16 protein-coding genes and 1 CRISPR repeat array are annotated in these 17,462 nt (G+C 27.1%); of the genes, 15 read left to right on the plus strand and 1 reads right to left on the minus strand.

What is annotated here, in order from left to right:
* Position 1 precedes the first annotated feature (1 nt).
* The 9 genes from cas7i to IC174_RS21020 all read left to right on the plus strand — a co-directional run bounded on the left by cas7i (position 2) and on the right by IC174_RS21020 (position 8,172).
* Entirely contained in the window at positions 2–916 is a 915-nt protein-coding gene (cas7i, locus tag IC174_RS01950; protein ID WP_227433946.1) for a type I-B CRISPR-associated protein Cas7/Cst2/DevR, read from the plus strand.
* Position 917: 1 nt separating this feature from the next.
* Positions 918–1,643, plus strand: coding sequence for a type I-B CRISPR-associated protein Cas5b (cas5b, locus tag IC174_RS01955; RefSeq protein ID WP_227433947.1), 726 nt, complete (start codon positions 918–920; stop codon positions 1,641–1,643).
* Complete coding sequence (gene cas3 / locus IC174_RS01960) at positions 1,630–3,951, plus strand: CRISPR-associated helicase Cas3' (RefSeq protein ID WP_227482023.1); 2,322 nt, start codon at positions 1,630–1,632, stop codon at positions 3,949–3,951. Before cas5b ends, cas3 begins: the two co-directional genes overlap by 14 nt.
* 47 nt (positions 3,952–3,998) lie before the next feature.
* A complete protein-coding gene (gene cas4, locus IC174_RS01965; protein WP_413927170.1) occupies positions 3,999–4,517 on the plus strand; it encodes a CRISPR-associated protein Cas4 in 519 nt (172 codons plus the stop codon).
* Positions 4,518–4,519: 2 nt separating this feature from the next.
* Entirely contained in the window at positions 4,520–5,500 is a 981-nt protein-coding gene (cas1b, locus tag IC174_RS01970; protein ID WP_227433949.1) for a type I-B CRISPR-associated endonuclease Cas1b, read from the plus strand.
* Positions 5,501–5,503: 3 nt separating this feature from the next.
* Positions 5,504–5,770: a CRISPR-associated endonuclease Cas2 gene (cas2, locus tag IC174_RS01975; protein ID WP_227433950.1), complete on the plus strand. Its 267-nt coding sequence runs from the start codon at positions 5,504–5,506 to the stop codon at positions 5,768–5,770.
* A gap of 184 nt (positions 5,771–5,954) precedes the next feature.
* A CRISPR array of direct repeats spans positions 5,955–6,836; the repeat unit is 29 nt; unit sequence GTTTTATATTAACTAAGTGGTATGTAAAG.
* A 64-nt stretch (positions 6,837–6,900) separates the two neighbouring features.
* On the plus strand, positions 6,901–7,335 hold the full coding sequence (locus IC174_RS01980) for an N-acetyltransferase (protein WP_227433951.1): 435 nt from the start codon (positions 6,901–6,903) through the stop codon (positions 7,333–7,335).
* 275 nt (positions 7,336–7,610) lie between these two features.
* Entirely contained in the window at positions 7,611–7,832 is a 222-nt protein-coding gene (locus IC174_RS01985) for a hypothetical protein (protein ID WP_227482024.1), read from the plus strand.
* 211 nt (positions 7,833–8,043) lie between these two features.
* A complete protein-coding gene (locus IC174_RS21020; RefSeq protein ID WP_255613285.1) occupies positions 8,044–8,172 on the plus strand; it encodes a hypothetical protein in 129 nt (42 codons plus the stop codon).
* A gap of 217 nt (positions 8,173–8,389) precedes the next feature.
* Here the strand turns inward: IC174_RS21020 and IC174_RS01990 are convergent, their stop codons facing one another.
* Positions 8,390–9,169, minus strand: coding sequence for a hypothetical protein (locus IC174_RS01990; RefSeq protein ID WP_227482025.1), 780 nt, complete (start codon positions 9,167–9,169; stop codon positions 8,390–8,392).
* A 294-nt stretch (positions 9,170–9,463) separates the two neighbouring features.
* Here IC174_RS01990 and IC174_RS01995 point away from each other — a divergent pair, with 294 nt between their 5' ends.
* From IC174_RS01995 to adhE, 6 genes are all read left to right on the plus strand, one after another.
* Positions 9,464–10,009: a biotin transporter BioY gene (locus IC174_RS01995; RefSeq protein ID WP_227433954.1), complete on the plus strand. Its 546-nt coding sequence runs from the start codon at positions 9,464–9,466 to the stop codon at positions 10,007–10,009.
* A 19-nt stretch (positions 10,010–10,028) separates the two neighbouring features.
* Complete coding sequence (locus IC174_RS02000) at positions 10,029–11,165, plus strand: thiolase family protein (protein ID WP_227482026.1); 1,137 nt, start codon at positions 10,029–10,031, stop codon at positions 11,163–11,165.
* Positions 11,166–11,168: 3 nt separating this feature from the next.
* Complete coding sequence (locus IC174_RS02005) at positions 11,169–12,560, plus strand: AMP-binding protein (RefSeq protein WP_227482027.1); 1,392 nt, start codon at positions 11,169–11,171, stop codon at positions 12,558–12,560.
* 69 nt (positions 12,561–12,629) lie between these two features.
* A complete protein-coding gene (gene dpsA / locus IC174_RS02010) occupies positions 12,630–13,505 on the plus strand; it encodes a dipicolinate synthase subunit DpsA (RefSeq protein WP_227482028.1) in 876 nt (291 codons plus the stop codon).
* A 2-nt stretch (positions 13,506–13,507) separates the two neighbouring features.
* On the plus strand, positions 13,508–14,098 hold the full coding sequence (locus IC174_RS02015) for a dipicolinate synthase subunit B (protein WP_227433958.1): 591 nt from the start codon (positions 13,508–13,510) through the stop codon (positions 14,096–14,098).
* Positions 14,099–14,693: 595 nt separating this feature from the next.
* The gene (gene adhE, locus IC174_RS02020; RefSeq protein ID WP_227482147.1) at positions 14,694–17,297 is read left to right on the plus strand and encodes a bifunctional acetaldehyde-CoA/alcohol dehydrogenase; all 2,604 of its coding nucleotides are present in this window, start codon (positions 14,694–14,696) and stop codon (positions 17,295–17,297) included.
* Positions 17,298–17,462 lie beyond the last annotated feature (165 nt).

The raw sequence follows: 17,462 nt of genomic DNA on the forward strand, positions 1-17,462 counted from the left end.
TATGAAAAGAGGATTAACTTTTACTGTAATAACGCAAGCTCAAAGCTTAAACTATGGTGAAGGAATAACCAATATATCTGAATTAAAAAAACTAAGTAGAGGAGATGGAAATATCTATACATTTGCATCTCGTCAATGTCTAAGATATGATATAGTCAGATTAGCAGCAGAGTTATTTAATTGGAATTTACAGGTTGTAGATAAAGGAAAAGGTACAGTTCAGTTTAAAGATAATATAAGTATAAAAGAATCAGAAGAAATGGACCTATTTGGATATATGAAAACAAATAAAAAAGATGAAAAAGATAAAAAAGGAGGTTCAGTGACTAGAGAAGCTACTATAAGATTGAGTAATGCAATTTCTCTTGAGCCATATAGAAGCGATATGGACTTTTTAAATAATAAAGGGTTGGCAGATAGAATAGGAGAACACCCTAATCTTGCCAACATAGAACAACATTTGAGTTATTATACATATACAGTGACTATAGATTTATCTAAAATAGGTAAGGATGGAGATATAGAACTTGATAATAAAGAGAAATGTAAGAGAGTAGTAGAATTTTTAGAAATAATAAAAATATTGAATAGAAATATTAGAGGTAGACAAGAAAATTTATCTCCTCTATTTGTAGTAGGAGGAGTATATGAAATAGCAAATCCATTTTTCTTAGGTAGAATTAAATTAAAAGGAGATAAAAATGGATTTAAAGTAAATAAGCAATCTATAGAAGAAGTAGTTCGAGGTACTTTTTTAGGAAAGGGTCTAAAAGAGTTTACCTATGTGGGTATGGTAGATGGAGCATTTACAAATAAAGAAGAGTTTAAAGAGTTATTTGAAGATAATTTTTTAAGTGTAGATAAATTTTTTGGGCAACTAGTTAAAGAAGTAAAGGACTATTATGAGGTGAATTAATATGAAGGTTTTGAAATTAGATTTATTTCAAGAAACTGCATGCTATAAAAAACCATTTGCTATGAAGATTACAGAGACTTATCCACTGCCACCATATTCTACAGTAAATGGATTAATTCACAAAATATTAAATGCTACAGAGTATATACCATTTAATATAAGTGTACAAGGAACATATGAAAGTATATTTAATAATTATCAGACAACATATTTTTATAAAAAGGATAGTGTTACGTCTATGCCAATGAACAGTCATATGTTATTGAATGTAAATTTGATAATTCATATAGGTGGAGATTTTGAATTATTAAAAAATTTATATGATAGTTTATTAAATTGTGGTGAGCATTTATCATTAGGTAGAAAAGAGGATTTAGTAAGAATTAATGATATTAGATTTGTAGAAGTTAATAAATTTGAAGTAGATGAGGACATACAGTTAGATGATTATGAAAATTATAGGTTATCAAAATATAATATAAGAATGCCTATATATATACCAAAGTCAAGTTTACAAGATGAATATATAGAGGGCATAAGTTACAGGCTTAATAATTACTATGATAATAATGCTAAGGAAGATAAAAAAAGAGTTTGGAATAAGGTAGATAGTTATTATGTTGATGATGGAATTCCTATATCAGTTGGAGATATATTATTAGATAATGAAGGAGATTTGTTATATTTTAATAATATAAATTGGGAGGAAGAGTATGTTATATGCTAAATCTAATCCAGTGGAAACGCTGAGAGAACACACTGATGAGCTTTTAAAACAAATGAACATGTTAAGAGAATACTATGGAACAAATATAAATAGTATAAATTTTCTAAAGAAAGATAAGTTTTGGCAATTACTTGATTTTGTTATAGAATTTCATGATATTGGAAAAGCATTTTCTCCATTTCAAAAACTAATAAGAAGTAGAATGTATATTGAAACAAATGAATCTAAAATAGTAACTCATTTAGAAAATAATATAGGTCATAATTATCTTTCTCCTGCATTTATTGATTATAGTTGTATAGACAGGTCAAAAGATAGAGAATTGAGAGCAGTATTAAATCAAGTTATTGTATATCATCATGAAAGAGATACATTTATAGATAAAGATTTTAGAAATTTAATACAAAAAATATTAGATGAAGATTTAATAAATAAAGTTTATGAGTTACAATATGAATTTAAAGTTAGATATCCAATAAGAACAGAACAATTAAGTAAAGCGTATCTACAGAGTGTAATAAAAAGAATAGATAAAAATCACAAATACTATCATTTATATATTATGTTAAAAGGTATTCTTCACAGGCTAGACCATAGTGCTTCTGCTCATGAAGTTGTGGAATGCAATAGTGTTATAAATATAGGAGAACACACAGAGAATTATTTAATGAAAGAATTTGGTAGTTTAAGAGAAGCTCAATCATTTACTAAATCTAATAGAGATAAAAATATAATATTGATAGCCTCTACAGGTATAGGGAAAACAGAAACCGCTTTAATTTGGATAGATAAAGATAAGGCATTTTTTACACTACCACTAAGGGTAAGTATAAATGCTTTATTTGATAGGACTAAAAATATAGCTGGATTAGAAAAGTCAAATGATACATTCTTAGGATTGTTACATTCAACAGCAATAGATTATCTGGAAGAAAGTAATCAGGAAGATTCAAATGAGATTGTAGATTTAGCAAAGCTATTATCTTGCAAGTTGACATTTTCTACAATAGACCAAATATTTAAATTTCCTTTTTTATATAGAGGGTATGAAAAAGTATACTCAACATTAGCATATTCAAAAGTAGTAATAGATGAGATACAAGCATATTCACCAGAAATAGCAGCTGTATTGGTAAAAGGTATAGAGATGATACATAAGATAGGTGGAAAATTTATGATAATGACAGCTACCATGCCAACTATATATATAGACGAACTAAGAAAAAGAGGTGTAATGAATAGTAATATAGCTAAATCAACATACAATACAAAAAAAATAAGACATTGTATAGCTATTGTAAAAAATTCAATAGATGAAAATTTAGAAAAAATAATACAAAGTGGAATGAATAAAAAAGTTTTAGTAATAGTAAATACGGTTAAAAGCGCTGTAGAAAAATATGAATCAATAGAAGAGATAGTTAAGTCAAAAGGAATAGATATTAATGTGAATCTTCTACATTCTATGTATATACAAGAAGATAGAGCAAAGTTAGAAAAATATATAAAAGAATTTACAAGTAGTAATAGTAAAGGAATTTGGATTACAACACAATTAGTAGAAGCATCCCTTGACATTGATTTTGATGAGCTTCATACAGAGAATTCAACACTTGATAGTCTATTTCAACGATTTGGGAGATGTTATAGAAGCCGTGAGTATAAAGAAAATAGCCCAAATATATTTATATATACAGAAAAAGCTACAGGAATAGGCAGTATTTATGATAAGGATATTGTAGAAAAAGGACTTGAGTTATTGAAAGCTTCTATAAAGAACAAAGAGTTTTTTAAGATAACAGAAGATGATAAAGTAGAAATGGTTGATAAACTATATTCTAAAGAAAGTTTAGAAAAAACTGATTTTCAAGAAAAATTTAATCGTGCTTTAAATATATTAGATACTATAACACCCTATAGCTTAGGGTCTGATGAGGCACAAAGTATACTTAGAAATATTGAAGCATATACAGTAATCCCAGAGGATATATATAATAAAATTGAAGAAACTTTAATAAAAGATTATAAAGATTTGGGGCAAGAACTTACAGAGGCATATAGTAATGAAGACAGACAATTAATACATGAAATAAAATATAAGAGAAAAAAAGTTAGAAGAGAAATAGTTAAAAAAAGTGTAAATATACCAAAATATAAAGCTAAGCAAAATATAGTGGACATAGATGTAAAAGGTCTGGAAGATTTAAAGATACTTTTATATAAATATGATATACATGAAAATGAACATACAAAACAGATATTTGGTAAAGGTGTGCTTATAGATAAGGAAATAGACCAAATTATTTGATTTTTATATTAACAATGTGGCTAAAATTTACTAAAGAAGGTGAGTTTGTGCCAATAGATTTAGAAGTATTAAAAGTTCAAGGTGTAAAGATAAATTATTATTATGTATGTAAAAGAAAACTATGGTTATTCTCTAAAGGAATAACTATGGAACAAAATAGTAATAGGGTATTATCTGGAAAGATAGTACATGAAGATTCATATAAAAGAATGAAAAATAAAGAAGTGCTGATTGATGATATTTTAAAACTAGATATATTAAAGGATGAGTATCTAAAAGAAGTGAAAATAAGTTCAAAGATGAAAGAAGCAGATGAAATGCAGTTATACTATTACTTATACTATTTAAAGAATAGTATGGGTATAGAGAAAAAAGGAACTATAAATTACGTTAAGGAAAAGAAGCAAGAAGAATTGATATTGACAGAGGAAAAAGAAAGAATTATTGAAAACACACTTATAAATATAAATGAAATAAATATGAAGTTATCTCCTCCAAAAATTGAAAAGAAATCTTATTGTACAAAATGTGCTTATTATGAATTTTGTTTTGTAAAGGAGGAGTAACAATGTATAGAGATTATTATATTATAAGTAATGGTAATATAAAAAGAAAAGAAAATACAATTTACTATTATAATTTGGAAGGTGAGAAAAAAATATTACCAGTAGAACAAGTTGATGATATTCATATATATGGCGAAGTTGATTTAAACACAAAACTGATAAATTATATAAGTCAATATGGGGTTATGCTTCATTTCTATAATTACTATGGATATTATTCAGGTACATATTACCCAAGGAAGAAAAATGTATCAGGATTCAGTTTAGTATGTCAATCAGCCTGTTATTTAGATAAAAATGAAAGACTATATTTAGCAAAATCCTTTGTGGAAAGTGCGTCATACCATATTTTAAGAAATATGAGGTATTACAAAGTTGATGAAAGCTTAATTGATACTATAAAAGATGAACTAAATAGTTTGAATGATGTCAAAGAAATATCAGAACTTATGGGTAAAGAAGGTAGAATAAGAAAAACATACTATAAATCATTTAATCAAATATTGAAAGATGATTTTGAGTTTTATAAAAGAGAAAAAAGACCTCCCAAAGACCCAGTAAATGCTCTTATGTCTTTTGGAAATAGCATAATGTATACGAATGTTTTAAGTGAGATATATAAGACACAACTTGACCCTACAATAAGCTTTTTACACGAACCATCAACAAAGAGATTTTCTTTAAGCTTAGACATTGCAGAAATTTTCAAGCCTATTATAATTGATACAATAATTTTTAGCTTGATTAATAACAAAAGAATTAATAAGAGTGATTTTGAATATCAGGACAAAATTTGTTATTTAAGTGAAAAAGGAAAGAAGAAATTTTTACAAGAATTTGAAAATAAGATGCAAACAACTATAAAACATAGAAATCTTAATAGAAAAGTTTCATATAGAATGTTTATAAGGTTAGAATGTTATAAATTGATTAAACATTTTATCAATGATGAAAAGTATAAAGTTTTAAAGGCATGGTGGTAGAGAATGTTTGTTATTGTTACTTATGATGTTGTTGAACCTAAATCACTAAACAGGATTAGAAAAATACTCAGAAAATATTTGACTTGGACACAGAATTCTGTTTTTGAAGGAGATATTACTGATGGAAAGTTACATAAATGTATTTCTGAAATAGAAAAGGTTATTGATAATAGTGAAGATTCTATTTATGTTTATGAGATAAAAAATCCTAATTCAATTAAAAAGAAATGTTATGGTATTGATAAGTATTCTGATGAAATGTTTATATAGGTTTGCAGTGAGCGAAATTTATGCTAAAATAGGGTTTAACAGTTGGAATATAAGGCATTGAGAGTGTGTGATAATTATTATCAATTGCACTACTGTTCGCTCACTGCAAAATTTGATATTTTTATTTAATTGTAATTGCTTGAGTATAGTATTTTCAATGTACTCAATTAGACCTATTTTGGGGGTTTTATATTAACTAAGTGGTATGTAAAGTAAGGTGAGGTTAAATTATCTGAAAGGATTATACTAGTTTTATATTAACTAAGTGGTATGTAAAGATTCCAAACATTTTATCTATGTAGTTATATGCAACAAGTTTTATATTAACTAAGTGGTATGTAAAGAGCTATGATGTTGTTACACGTAATTTCTTATTAATTTGTTTTATATTAACTAAGTGGTATGTAAAGGTTATCAATATCTCCTTTTTCTTTCTCAAACAAAAAGTTTTATATTAACTAAGTGGTATGTAAAGGAGTATTTAAGTGCGTCTACTATGGATACACCTTTGGTTTTATATTAACTAAGTGGTATGTAAAGAGGCTACTTAATTGTGTTATTAATTCTTCCATGTTGTGTTTTATATTAACTAAGTGGTATGTAAAGTTATCTCACCATCCTTTTTATCTTCGAAAATAAGGTTGTTTTATATTAACTAAGTGGTATGTAAAGAGATATTTCTTAATAATTGATTGCCTGCATTCCTTCCAGATTTTATATTAACTAAGTGGTATGTAAAGTAAACATACACTATGATATGTACCAATCCACATTATGTTTTATATTAACTAAGTGGTATGTAAAGTAAATAAATTGCAGTGCTTTGATAATAAATTTAATAGTTTTATATTAACTAAGTGGTATGTAAAGATATCTTTATCCCAACTATCTTGATTATGACATCCTGTTTTATATTAACTAAGTGGTATGTAAAGACAGTTACCCCTTTTTTTATTAATTTCCTCATTTCATGTTTTATATTAACTAAGTGGTATGTAAAGTGGATTGGAAAGTAGAAGAAGTTTCAAAGCTATTAGGTTTTATATTAACTAAATAATATCTAAATAAAACATACATATTCTATAAATAATAATAAGAAAGCAATAAAAAAATGAGGTGAAATAAAATTTATGATAAGAAAATCAAATAACAAAGATATAGAAAAAATAATGGAAATATGGGAAGAAAGTACAATCAAAGCACATGATTTTATAAATAAAGATTATTGGAAAAATAACTACAATACTGTCAAAAACGAATATATGCCTATATCTGAAACTTTTGTATATGATGACGAAGAAGAAATAAAAGGATTTATAAGTATTATAGACAATGAATTTATAGGAGCATTGTTTATAAGTACAAATTATCAAAACTTAGGAATAGGAAGTAAACTTTTAGACTATGCACTTAAAGAATATAAAAATCTAAGTTTAGCAGTATATAAAGATAATAAAAAGGCAGTTGTATTTTATAGCAAAAAAGGTTTTAATATAGTAAAAGAACAAATAAATGAAGATTCAGGATTTAAAGAATATATAATGGAATATAGTAAACAACTTTAGTATATTCACATTAGAATAGTAATAAAAGAATTTATTACTCGAATAGATGTATTTTTATAATAGTAAACTTTAAAATCATGAATTATATATGCTTGTAATTTAATCAATATTACAAAATATATAACTATGGGAGGATAAAATAATGAATAAAAGAGCATTTATGTATTATTTTAGAATAAGAGGATAGCGCACAAGTTGTGGCTATTTTACAAAAACCTATAACATGATTTTATATAAGATAGAAAAATATACCTTATATAAGTAGCCTTAATTTCGTGCTATTTAAATTAAATAGTAATACTAAAACTATTTATGATAAAGAATTATTTGAATCAAGACATGAAATATATAATTCTAAAGTATATGATAACTTAATAGAAGAAATAAAGTATGTAATGCATAACCACATTTTAGATGCTAGATGTGGAGAAGGATATTTCTTAAATAAATTATATGAAGATAAAAATATTAAATATAATTTCTCCTGGAAATTATAAGGAATTTACAAGGGCTTTAAATGATGATGGAATAATAGTAAAGATTGTCCAATAATCAAATTATTTAAAAGAAATAAGGAAAAGTATACAGGCAAATATAAAGAATAATGATTATAATAATAAAAACATTGTAGCTGGATTTAAAAAACACCTTGATGTAATTTATGAAAATAGAATCAATTATAAAACTGATATCAATATATTAAATTTAATGAACTTAGTTAAAATGACTCCTTTAACATCAACATCAGATGAAGAAGAGATTTTAAGGTTGATAGAGTCAGGGATATCTAATATAACAATTGATTTAAGAGTTATGGTCGGTACATTAAAGAGATAGAAAATAAAATTTGTCCAAAATTAATAAAAATTATATTACTAAAAATTGCTATGAAATTAGTTTAATAATATCTAATTTCATAGCAATTTTAATTACTATTAAAGTGTCTGTGCAAAAAGCATTTAAATTATATCTCCAAATATGTCCACAAAAATTTCTATAATAATATTTAATAACATAGTATTCTTATTTGAAATTATTTTTAAAATATAAAATATTAAAGCTTAAAATATTCTCGTTGAGAAGAATCTATTTCAGAACCACAATTGCTACAACAATAAGACGTTGAAACATACCCAAATTCTTCAGTATTCTCATTAAACTCCATTTTTTTCTTTGCAATAATTCCTACTTTAGTTAAGCTAGAGCCACAATTATCACAGTTTTGAATTTTACAAATACTATACAATTTGTCAGTAGTTACATTCTCTATTAATTTATCACAATTACAACATTTAATAGAAGAAATCTCATTAGATACTTCAATCGGTTCAGCATCTTGAAAAGAAAATTTATATGTTATATCATTTGACACTCTATAGCCTGTATCAAAAATATTTGTATTACAATTTGGACACATATATTTTGGAATATATACATCTTTTTTTTCAAAAGTGTCCTTTTCAGTATTGCGATTTGAATCATCTAAAGAGGAGTTTTCACCTATGGTATATTTTTTATTTAAGTTTAAAAGGTAATTGTAAATCTTTTTATCTTTATTTTGTTTTGCTGTGTATAAAAAATGACTCATTATATCTGGATAGTCTTTATTTTTTGATGGCATATTTAAATCTATATAATTGTTTTCAATTGCAAAAGATAGTATATTGTAATAATCATATTTTACTGCAAAAAATAATAACATTTCATCAAAAACGTTATCTACTATCTTATCAGAAATACTTATCCAAAAATCTGGGGATTCTAGATAAACTTTTTTACTAAGTTCATCTAGTTCTTTATCTATGTTGTTTAATTGATTTTCATTAGTTTTCATATTGTCACTTCCTTGTTAATTTATTATATGAAATAAAATCTCATATAAAATATATCATATTATAATTTACAAGTATAGGGCAAATAGATTTGTTTATAAGTAAAATTTTATAAATAACCATTAAAACATAAAGGATTAGAAGCAAGTTTACTTATAAGTTGAATGTAAACCTATACAATATTTTAGGTTGACAAAAAAACAGCTTTCTTTTATACTAAAACAAAGCTTTAATAGAAGATTTGTATATGTACATATAAACTAAATTGAATAAGACATATGAAGGGAATTATGAAAATGAAAAATAATAGAGTAAATATTCAAGATTTAACTAAAATGTCAATATGTGTAGCATTATTATGTATATCATCATACATATATATACCATTACCATTTACACCAGCAGGAGTAACAGCACAAACAATAATGATAAATCTAATAGCTTTAATATTAACACCAAGACAAGCATTTAGTACAGTTGGTGTATACATAATGATAGGTTTAATTGGAATACCTGTATTTGGAGGAGGAGCATCTGGAATTGGTAAATTACTAAGTCCAACAGGTGGTTTTTATTTTGGATTTTTATTTGCAGCACTAATTATTAGCTTATTAAAAGGTAAAAATAATGATATTAAGAGATATATACCAATAACAATTTTTGTTGGTATGCCTATTATATATTTTATGGGAACAGTATTTATGTGTTACTTTAATCAAATGACGGTAGAAGCAGCACTTTTTGCAGCTGTTGTACCATTTTTAATTGGAGATACAATAAAAGCAATTATTGCATCTTTTTTAGGTGTTAAATTAAATAACGTACTAAAAAGAAATCTATGATGAAGAGAGGATATAATGTATGGAAGATGTTTTTATACTAGGAGGATTAAGAAGTCATATTGGTCTAAAAAATGGAATTTTTCAATGTGTTCAACCAGAATTACTAGGAGCAAAGGTTTTAAAACACCTAATTGAAAAGTATGAGATTGATAAGATTGATGAGATTATATGTGGAAATGCAGTTGGTACAGGAGGAAATATCACAAGATTAATGACTTTAACAGCGGGAATAGAAAGTGAAGTTCCTGCTTTTACTGTAGATATGCAATGTGCTTCTGCTATGATGAGCTTAGATATAGCATTTTCAAAGATTAAATCTGGGCAATGCGATTTAATTATTGCAGGAGGTTTTGAGAGTAGTTCTCTACAACCAATGCGTACATATCATAAAAACGATAGGAGATATAATATTAATAATCCAAGCTATGCAGTTGCTCAATTTTCTCCAGATAATAATAGTGAGAATAGTATGCTTGAAGGTGCAGAAAGAGTGGCAAAGTTATATAAAATTGAGAAAGCAGAATTAGATTATTGGGTGAAAGAAAGTCATAGAAGAGCAAAAAACACAAGAGAAGAAAAATTTCTTGAAGATATTATATTTCCTATAGATAGCAATACATATGATGAAGGTATACGTGATAAAATGAGCCAAAGATTATTAGATAGGATACCTTCAATTTTAGGAAAGGGAAGTATTACAAATGCAGCAAATGCATGTCTTATTAATGATGGGGCTTCATTTCTTATTCTGTGTTCTAAAAAATATTTAGAGAATACAAAAAAGAATCCAAAGGCTAAAGTTATCAATTCTTGTACAATAGGAACAGAGCCACAATTAAGTCCAACATCTGCTATAAAAGCTATGGAGAGGCTTTTGGATATAGAAAAGCTTAACTATATGGACATATCTGCTATTGAATTTAATGAAGCATTTGCAGTTATAGATGTTTTATTTCAAAGAAAATATCCAGAATTAATTGATAGATATAATATATTTGGAGGGGCTTTAGCATATGGTCATCCATATGGTGCTTCTGGTGCAATTATTGCGTTACATCTTTTAAAAGCACTTGAAAAGACTAATGGAAAGTATGGAATTTGCTCTATAGCAGCTGCTGGAGGATTGGGTTCTGCTTTATTGATTGAAAGGGTGTAGATTATGAATTACTATGAACTTTTAAAAGTAAAAAGAAACAACTATAAAGATAAAGATTTTTTGATTATAGATGGAGAAAAGTATACTTATGACAATATATTAAGAGATAGTGAGGAGATTGGGAGACAGATTTCTATAGGTGAAAATATTCCTGTTTTAATTTATTCTAAAAATATAAAGTTCCAATTAGTAAGTTTTTTAGGTGTTAACTATTCAAATAATGTTCCTATCATTTGTCATTATAATCTTTCTAAAATAGTATTAAGTGATATTTTAATAAAGAATAATATTTCAATTGTTATATCCGATGAGAATATAGATATAAATGATTTATCTAATGGTAGTTGCAATAGAATATTAAAGGTAGCTAATTCTTCTACAGAACATTATAGTATAAATGTATATCAATATAATAATATTTTAAACTATTTAGATAAAGAGATTTGTATGGGAGCTTTATCTTCAGGCTCTACAAATGTACCAAAAGTATTATATAGAACATATGAAAGCTGGGCTGGATTTTTTCCTATACAAAATGAAATTTTCCATATTTCTGAGGACTCTATTTTATTTATCAATGGAACACTTAGTTTTACAGGAAATCTAAATTCTATAATGTCAGTACTATATGAAGGTGGTAGTGTTGTAATAAATTCAGGTTTAAATTGTAAAACATGGATAAATGTAATAAAACAATATAATATAACTAATATATATCTTATACCTACAAAGCTTCAGTTACTGGTTAAATATTTAAGTGAGATAATAGTTAAGGTTAGAAGTGTTTTTACAGGTTCTCAATTGTTGTTTGAGGATACAGCAATAAAAATAAAAAAATATATGCCAGATTCTGAAATCATTTTATATTATGGAGCAAGTGAATTAAACTACATTACATATTTGTGTTATGATGAATTGATTGAGAAACCACTAAGTGTAGGTAAACCATTTCCAAAAATAGATGTATATATTAAGGATGGAATAATTTTTGTAAATACCAAATATGCAGTATATAATGCATCAGAGCCTTATTCTGTCAATGACATTGGATATTTTGATGATGATGGATATTTGATATTTGAAGGAAGAAGTGATGATGTTGTAAACATTGGTGGATTTAAAGTCAGTTCTATCAAACTTGAAAATATAGTAAAAAGAATTCCTCAAGTTGAAGATGCAGTTGCATTACCTTATTTAGATACTATAAGGGGAAGTCAAATTGCATTATTTGTAACAACCATAGGTAAGATTACAAAAAAGGATTTATTGATTATGATTAGAAATTATTTAATTAGAAATGAAATTCCAAGAAAAATTATTTTTTTAGATTCATTACCATATACATCTTCTGAAAAGATAGATAGATTGGCACTATTAGAAATGTTAGAAGTATAATATTTAATAATTTTAGTGAACCAATATATTGATAAAAACATATTGTATATAGTAAAGGAGGCTTACAATATGTCAAATCAATACGATATAACTGTTATAGGCGGAGACCTGCGACAAGTGTACATGGTAAAAAAACTAATTAATAAAGGATATTCTGTAGTTATATATGGAATAGCAAATGAAATTATAAATGGAATCGCTGGAAAAGCAACTTCACTAGCTGAAGCACTATCCAAAAGTTCCATTATTTTATGTCCAATTCCATTTACAAAAAATCAATTTAGTATTGAAAATACTGATGGTTGTCTCGATGCTACTATTGATAACTTGTTAATTAACTTATCTCCTAATCAAATACTATTTGGAGGAAACATACCAACTAAAGTTTACAAATTTTGTGAGCAACACTCTATTCAGGTTTATGATTTTATGAAGATGAATGATGTTGCTATTTTAAATGCAGTTGCTACAGCTGAAGGAGCTATAGCAGAAGCGATTAAAAGAAGTCTAATCAATATGCACCAAAGTAACTGTCTAGTACTAGGCTTTGGAAGGTGTGCACAAATACTTGCTAAAAAATTATATGCTTTAGATGCAAATGTATGTGTTGGAGCAAGAAATAATGATGCAAGGAGTACGGCTAATGCATTTGGGTATTCTAGTATTTCTTTAAATCAACTTGATGAAAATCTTTTAAAGTTTGATTATATTTTTAATACCATACCAGAATGTATTTTAACAAAAGAAAAATTAGAAAAAGTATCAAGAGAAGTAACTATTATAGATATAGCTTCTTCTCCTGGTGGATTAGATTATTCTGTTACACAAAATTTAGGTATTAATGCAAATCTTTGTCTTGGGCTTCCTGGTAAATACTCACCAAAGACATCTGGTGAAATTCTTGTTAACGCTATAGAAAATATTATAAATGAAAGAAGGGATTAGAGATGAGACTTGAAGGACTTACAATTGGAGTAGGATTTACTGGTTCGTTTTGTACTTATGATAAAATATTTATAGAGTTAGAGAATTTGGTAAAAGCAGGAGCAAATGTACACACTATATTTTCAGATGTATCACAAAATATAGATTGTAGATTTGGAAATTCTGAGGAATTTATGAAAAAAGCATATGAACTGACAGGAAATAAACCTATTGTTACAATTGAAGAAGCAGAACCATTTGGACCTAAAGGAATTGCTGATATTATAATAATAGCCCCTTGTACTGGAAATACTGCTGCTAAGCTAGCAAATGGCATTACAGACTCTCCAGTATTGATGGCAGCAAAAGGTCATCTTCGCAATGATAAACCACTTGTAGTATCAATATCAACTAATGATGCTCTAAGTTTTAATTTCAAAAACATTGGAACTCTTCTTAACTCTAAAAACATATATTTTGTACCTTTTGGTCAAGATAATTGTAATGCAAAGCCTAATTCTATGATTGCACATACAGAGTTAATAATTCCAACAATAGAGCTTGCTCTTGATAATAAACAGTTACAACCTGTTATAAAAAGTCCACATCAATAGATTAATGATGTAATCTGATATACATGTATATTTAGTAATATTAACAAAGTCCAGCAATCTTATTTGCTGGACTTTAACTTGTAACATATTAAATATATTTTATTTCACAGTATATAAAAATTATCAGTGTGTATATCTCTAATTATAATACATATTATAACTGTTTGCATACCTCAGAGTATTTAATTTACTCTTTAAGTCTTTATTTTCTTCTTAATGTATTTTTTTCTTTATAACTTTTATACAATACTATACTTGAAAAAAATCTTTTGATTTTTTCATTAAAAAAATGAAAATATAAGTGTTAAAATAATAACGTTATCCTTAAGCGTTGAGATGAATTTATTCACGATTTATATAAAAAATAAAGTAATATATAATTAATCTAGATATTTGTAAAGTATATTATTATTAATATAAATAATATAATACTAAACAAAAAATAAAATGTTAAAAAAATAACTTGAAAATGCAAAGATAACATGCTATACTGTTAATAAATTAACAGAAAAAGAAGATTATACTATTCTAGGAGGGCATTGAAATGGCTAATAAAGAACAGACTATAATAGAAAATAAAAGGGGAGAAGAAGCTATGGCAGATAATGCATGCGTTGTAAATAATGTTGAAAATTTAGTTAAAAAATTAGCAAAAATTAGAGAAGCTCAAAGAATCTTTGCTACATACACTCAAGAGCAAGTAGATAAGATTTTTTTAGCAGCATCTTTAGCAGCTAATAAGCAAAGAGTTCCTCTAGCTATAATGGCACAAAAAGAAACTGGTATGGGAATTGCTGAGGATAAAGTTATAAAGAATCACTATGCATCAGAATATATATACAATGCATATAAAGAAACTAAAACTTGTGGTGTTATAGAGAGAGATGAAGCCTTTGGTATGACTAAAATAGCTGAGCCAATAGGAGTTGTTGCAGCAGTTATACCTACAACTAATCCAACTTCTACTGCTATATTTAAATCACTTTTAGCTCTAAAAACTAGAAATGGAATAATATTTTCTCCACATCCAAGAGCAAAAAATTCTACTATAGAGGCAGCAAAGGTAGTTCTTGAAGCTGCTGTTCTGGCTGGAGCTCCTGAAGGCATAATCGGATGGATTGATGAGCCATCTTTGGAATTAACTACGACTGTTATGAAGGAAGTTGACTTAACTCTTGCTACAGGAGGCCCTGGAATGGTTAAATCGGCATATTCATCTGGAAAACCAGCTATTGGAGTCGGTGCAGGTAATACACCAGCAATAATTGATGATAGCGCAGATATAAAAACTGCTGTAAATTCAATTCTTGTATCTAAGACATTCGATAATGGTATGATATGTGCTTCTGAACAATCAGTTATAGTATTGGAAAATATATATAATGAAGTTAAAAAAGAATTTAAAGATCGTGGTGCTTACTTATTAAATAAAGAAGAAACAGAAAAATTAAGAAATGTAATTTTAGTAAATGGGGGATTAAACTCTAAAATCGTTGGTCAAACAGCTTGCACAATAGCAACATTAGCAGGTTTTGAAGTTCCAGTTGATGCTAAAGTTTTAATAGGTGAGGTTGATTCAGTTGAAATAGAAGAAGCTTTTGCTCATGAAAAACTTTCACCAGTACTTGCAATGTATAAAGCAAACAACTTTGATAATGCAGTTAGTAAAGCAGAAAAATTGGTAGAAGATGGAGGGTTTGGTCATACATCTTCATTATATATTGATGATGTAAATCAGAGAGAAAAGCTTGATAAATTTACTAAAGCTATGAAAACTTGTAGAATTTTAATTAATACTCCTTCTTCTCAAGGTGGTATAGGTGATTTATATAATTTTAAACTAGCTCCTTCTCTTACTTTAGGATGTGGTTCTTGGGGAGGAAATTCAGTATCTGAAAATGTAGGAGTTAAGCACTTACTTAATATTAAGACAGTAGCTGAGAGGAGAGAAAATATGCTTTGGTTTAGAGCACCAGAAAAAGTTTATTTTAAAAAAGGTTGTTTAGGAGTGGCGTTAAAAGAACTTAAAGATGTAATGAATAAAAAGAGAGCTTTTATTGTAACAGATACATTCCTTTACAATAATGGATATACTAAGACAGTTACTGACCTATTAGATGAAATGAACATCAAGCACACTACTTTCTTTGAAGTTGAACCAGACCCAACTTTAGAATGTGCTAAGATAGGTGCTAAAGCTATGAGAGAGTTTAATCCAGATGTAATAATATCTATAGGTGGAGGAAGTGCAATGGATGCAGGTAAGATAATGTGGACATTATATGAGCATCCAGAAGTAGATTTCCAAGACCTAGCAATGAGATTTATGGATATAAGAAAAAGAGTGTATACGTTCCCTAAAATGGGTGAAAAAGCTAGTTTTGTAGCTATACCAACATCAGCAGGGACTGGTTCAGAAGTAACTCCATTTGCAGTTATAACTGACCAAGATACAGGTGTTAAATATCCATTAGCTGATTATGAGTTGATGCCAAATATGGCTATAGTTGATGCGGATATGATGATGAATATGCCAAAAGGATTAACTTCTGCTTCTGGTATTGATGCTTTGACTCATGCATTAGAAGCATATGTATCTATGCTTGCAACTGACTATACAAATGGTCTAGCTTTACAAGCTATTAAGAGCATATTTGAATATCTTCCACGTGCATACGATAATGGAGCAAAAGACTCAGAAGCAAGAGAAAAAATGGCAAATGCTTCTACAATGGCAGGAATGGCTTTTGCAAATGCATTTTTAGGTGTTTGTCACTCTATGGCTCACAAGTTAGGTGCTTTCCATCATGTACCACATGGTGTTGCAAATGCTCTTTTAATAACAGATGTTATGAAATTTAATTCTTCTAATGCACCAAAGAAAATGGGAGCTTTCTCTCAATATAAGTATCCAGAGGCATTAAAGAGATACGCTGAAATAGCTTCATTCTTGGGATTAAAAGGAAATTCTGATGAAGAAAAATTCCAAAGTTTATTGATAGCTATTGAAGATTTAAAGAGTAAAGTTGGTATTCCTAAAACTATAAAAGAATTTGGTGTTGAGGAATCTAAATTTATAGATTCACTAGATGAAATGGTGATTCAAGCCTTTGATGACCAATGTACAGGTGCGAATCCAAGATATCCTCTTATGAATGAAATAAAAGAAATGTATTTAAATTCATATTATGGAAAATAAATTTACTATAAAACTTACTATAAAATAAATAAACTAAAATCCTGTATACATTAGATATATAATATCATTGTATATGGGATTTTTCATTTAAAAAAACATAAATAGTTTTGAAACTTTAATTCAAAATTCAATTAAATAATGTTATTATAATAATTAGAATGAATC

Origin of the sequence: Clostridioides sp. ES-S-0001-03, from assembly GCF_020676075.1 — a bacterium.
Lineage (GTDB): Bacteria > Bacillota > Clostridia > Peptostreptococcales > Peptostreptococcaceae > Clostridioides.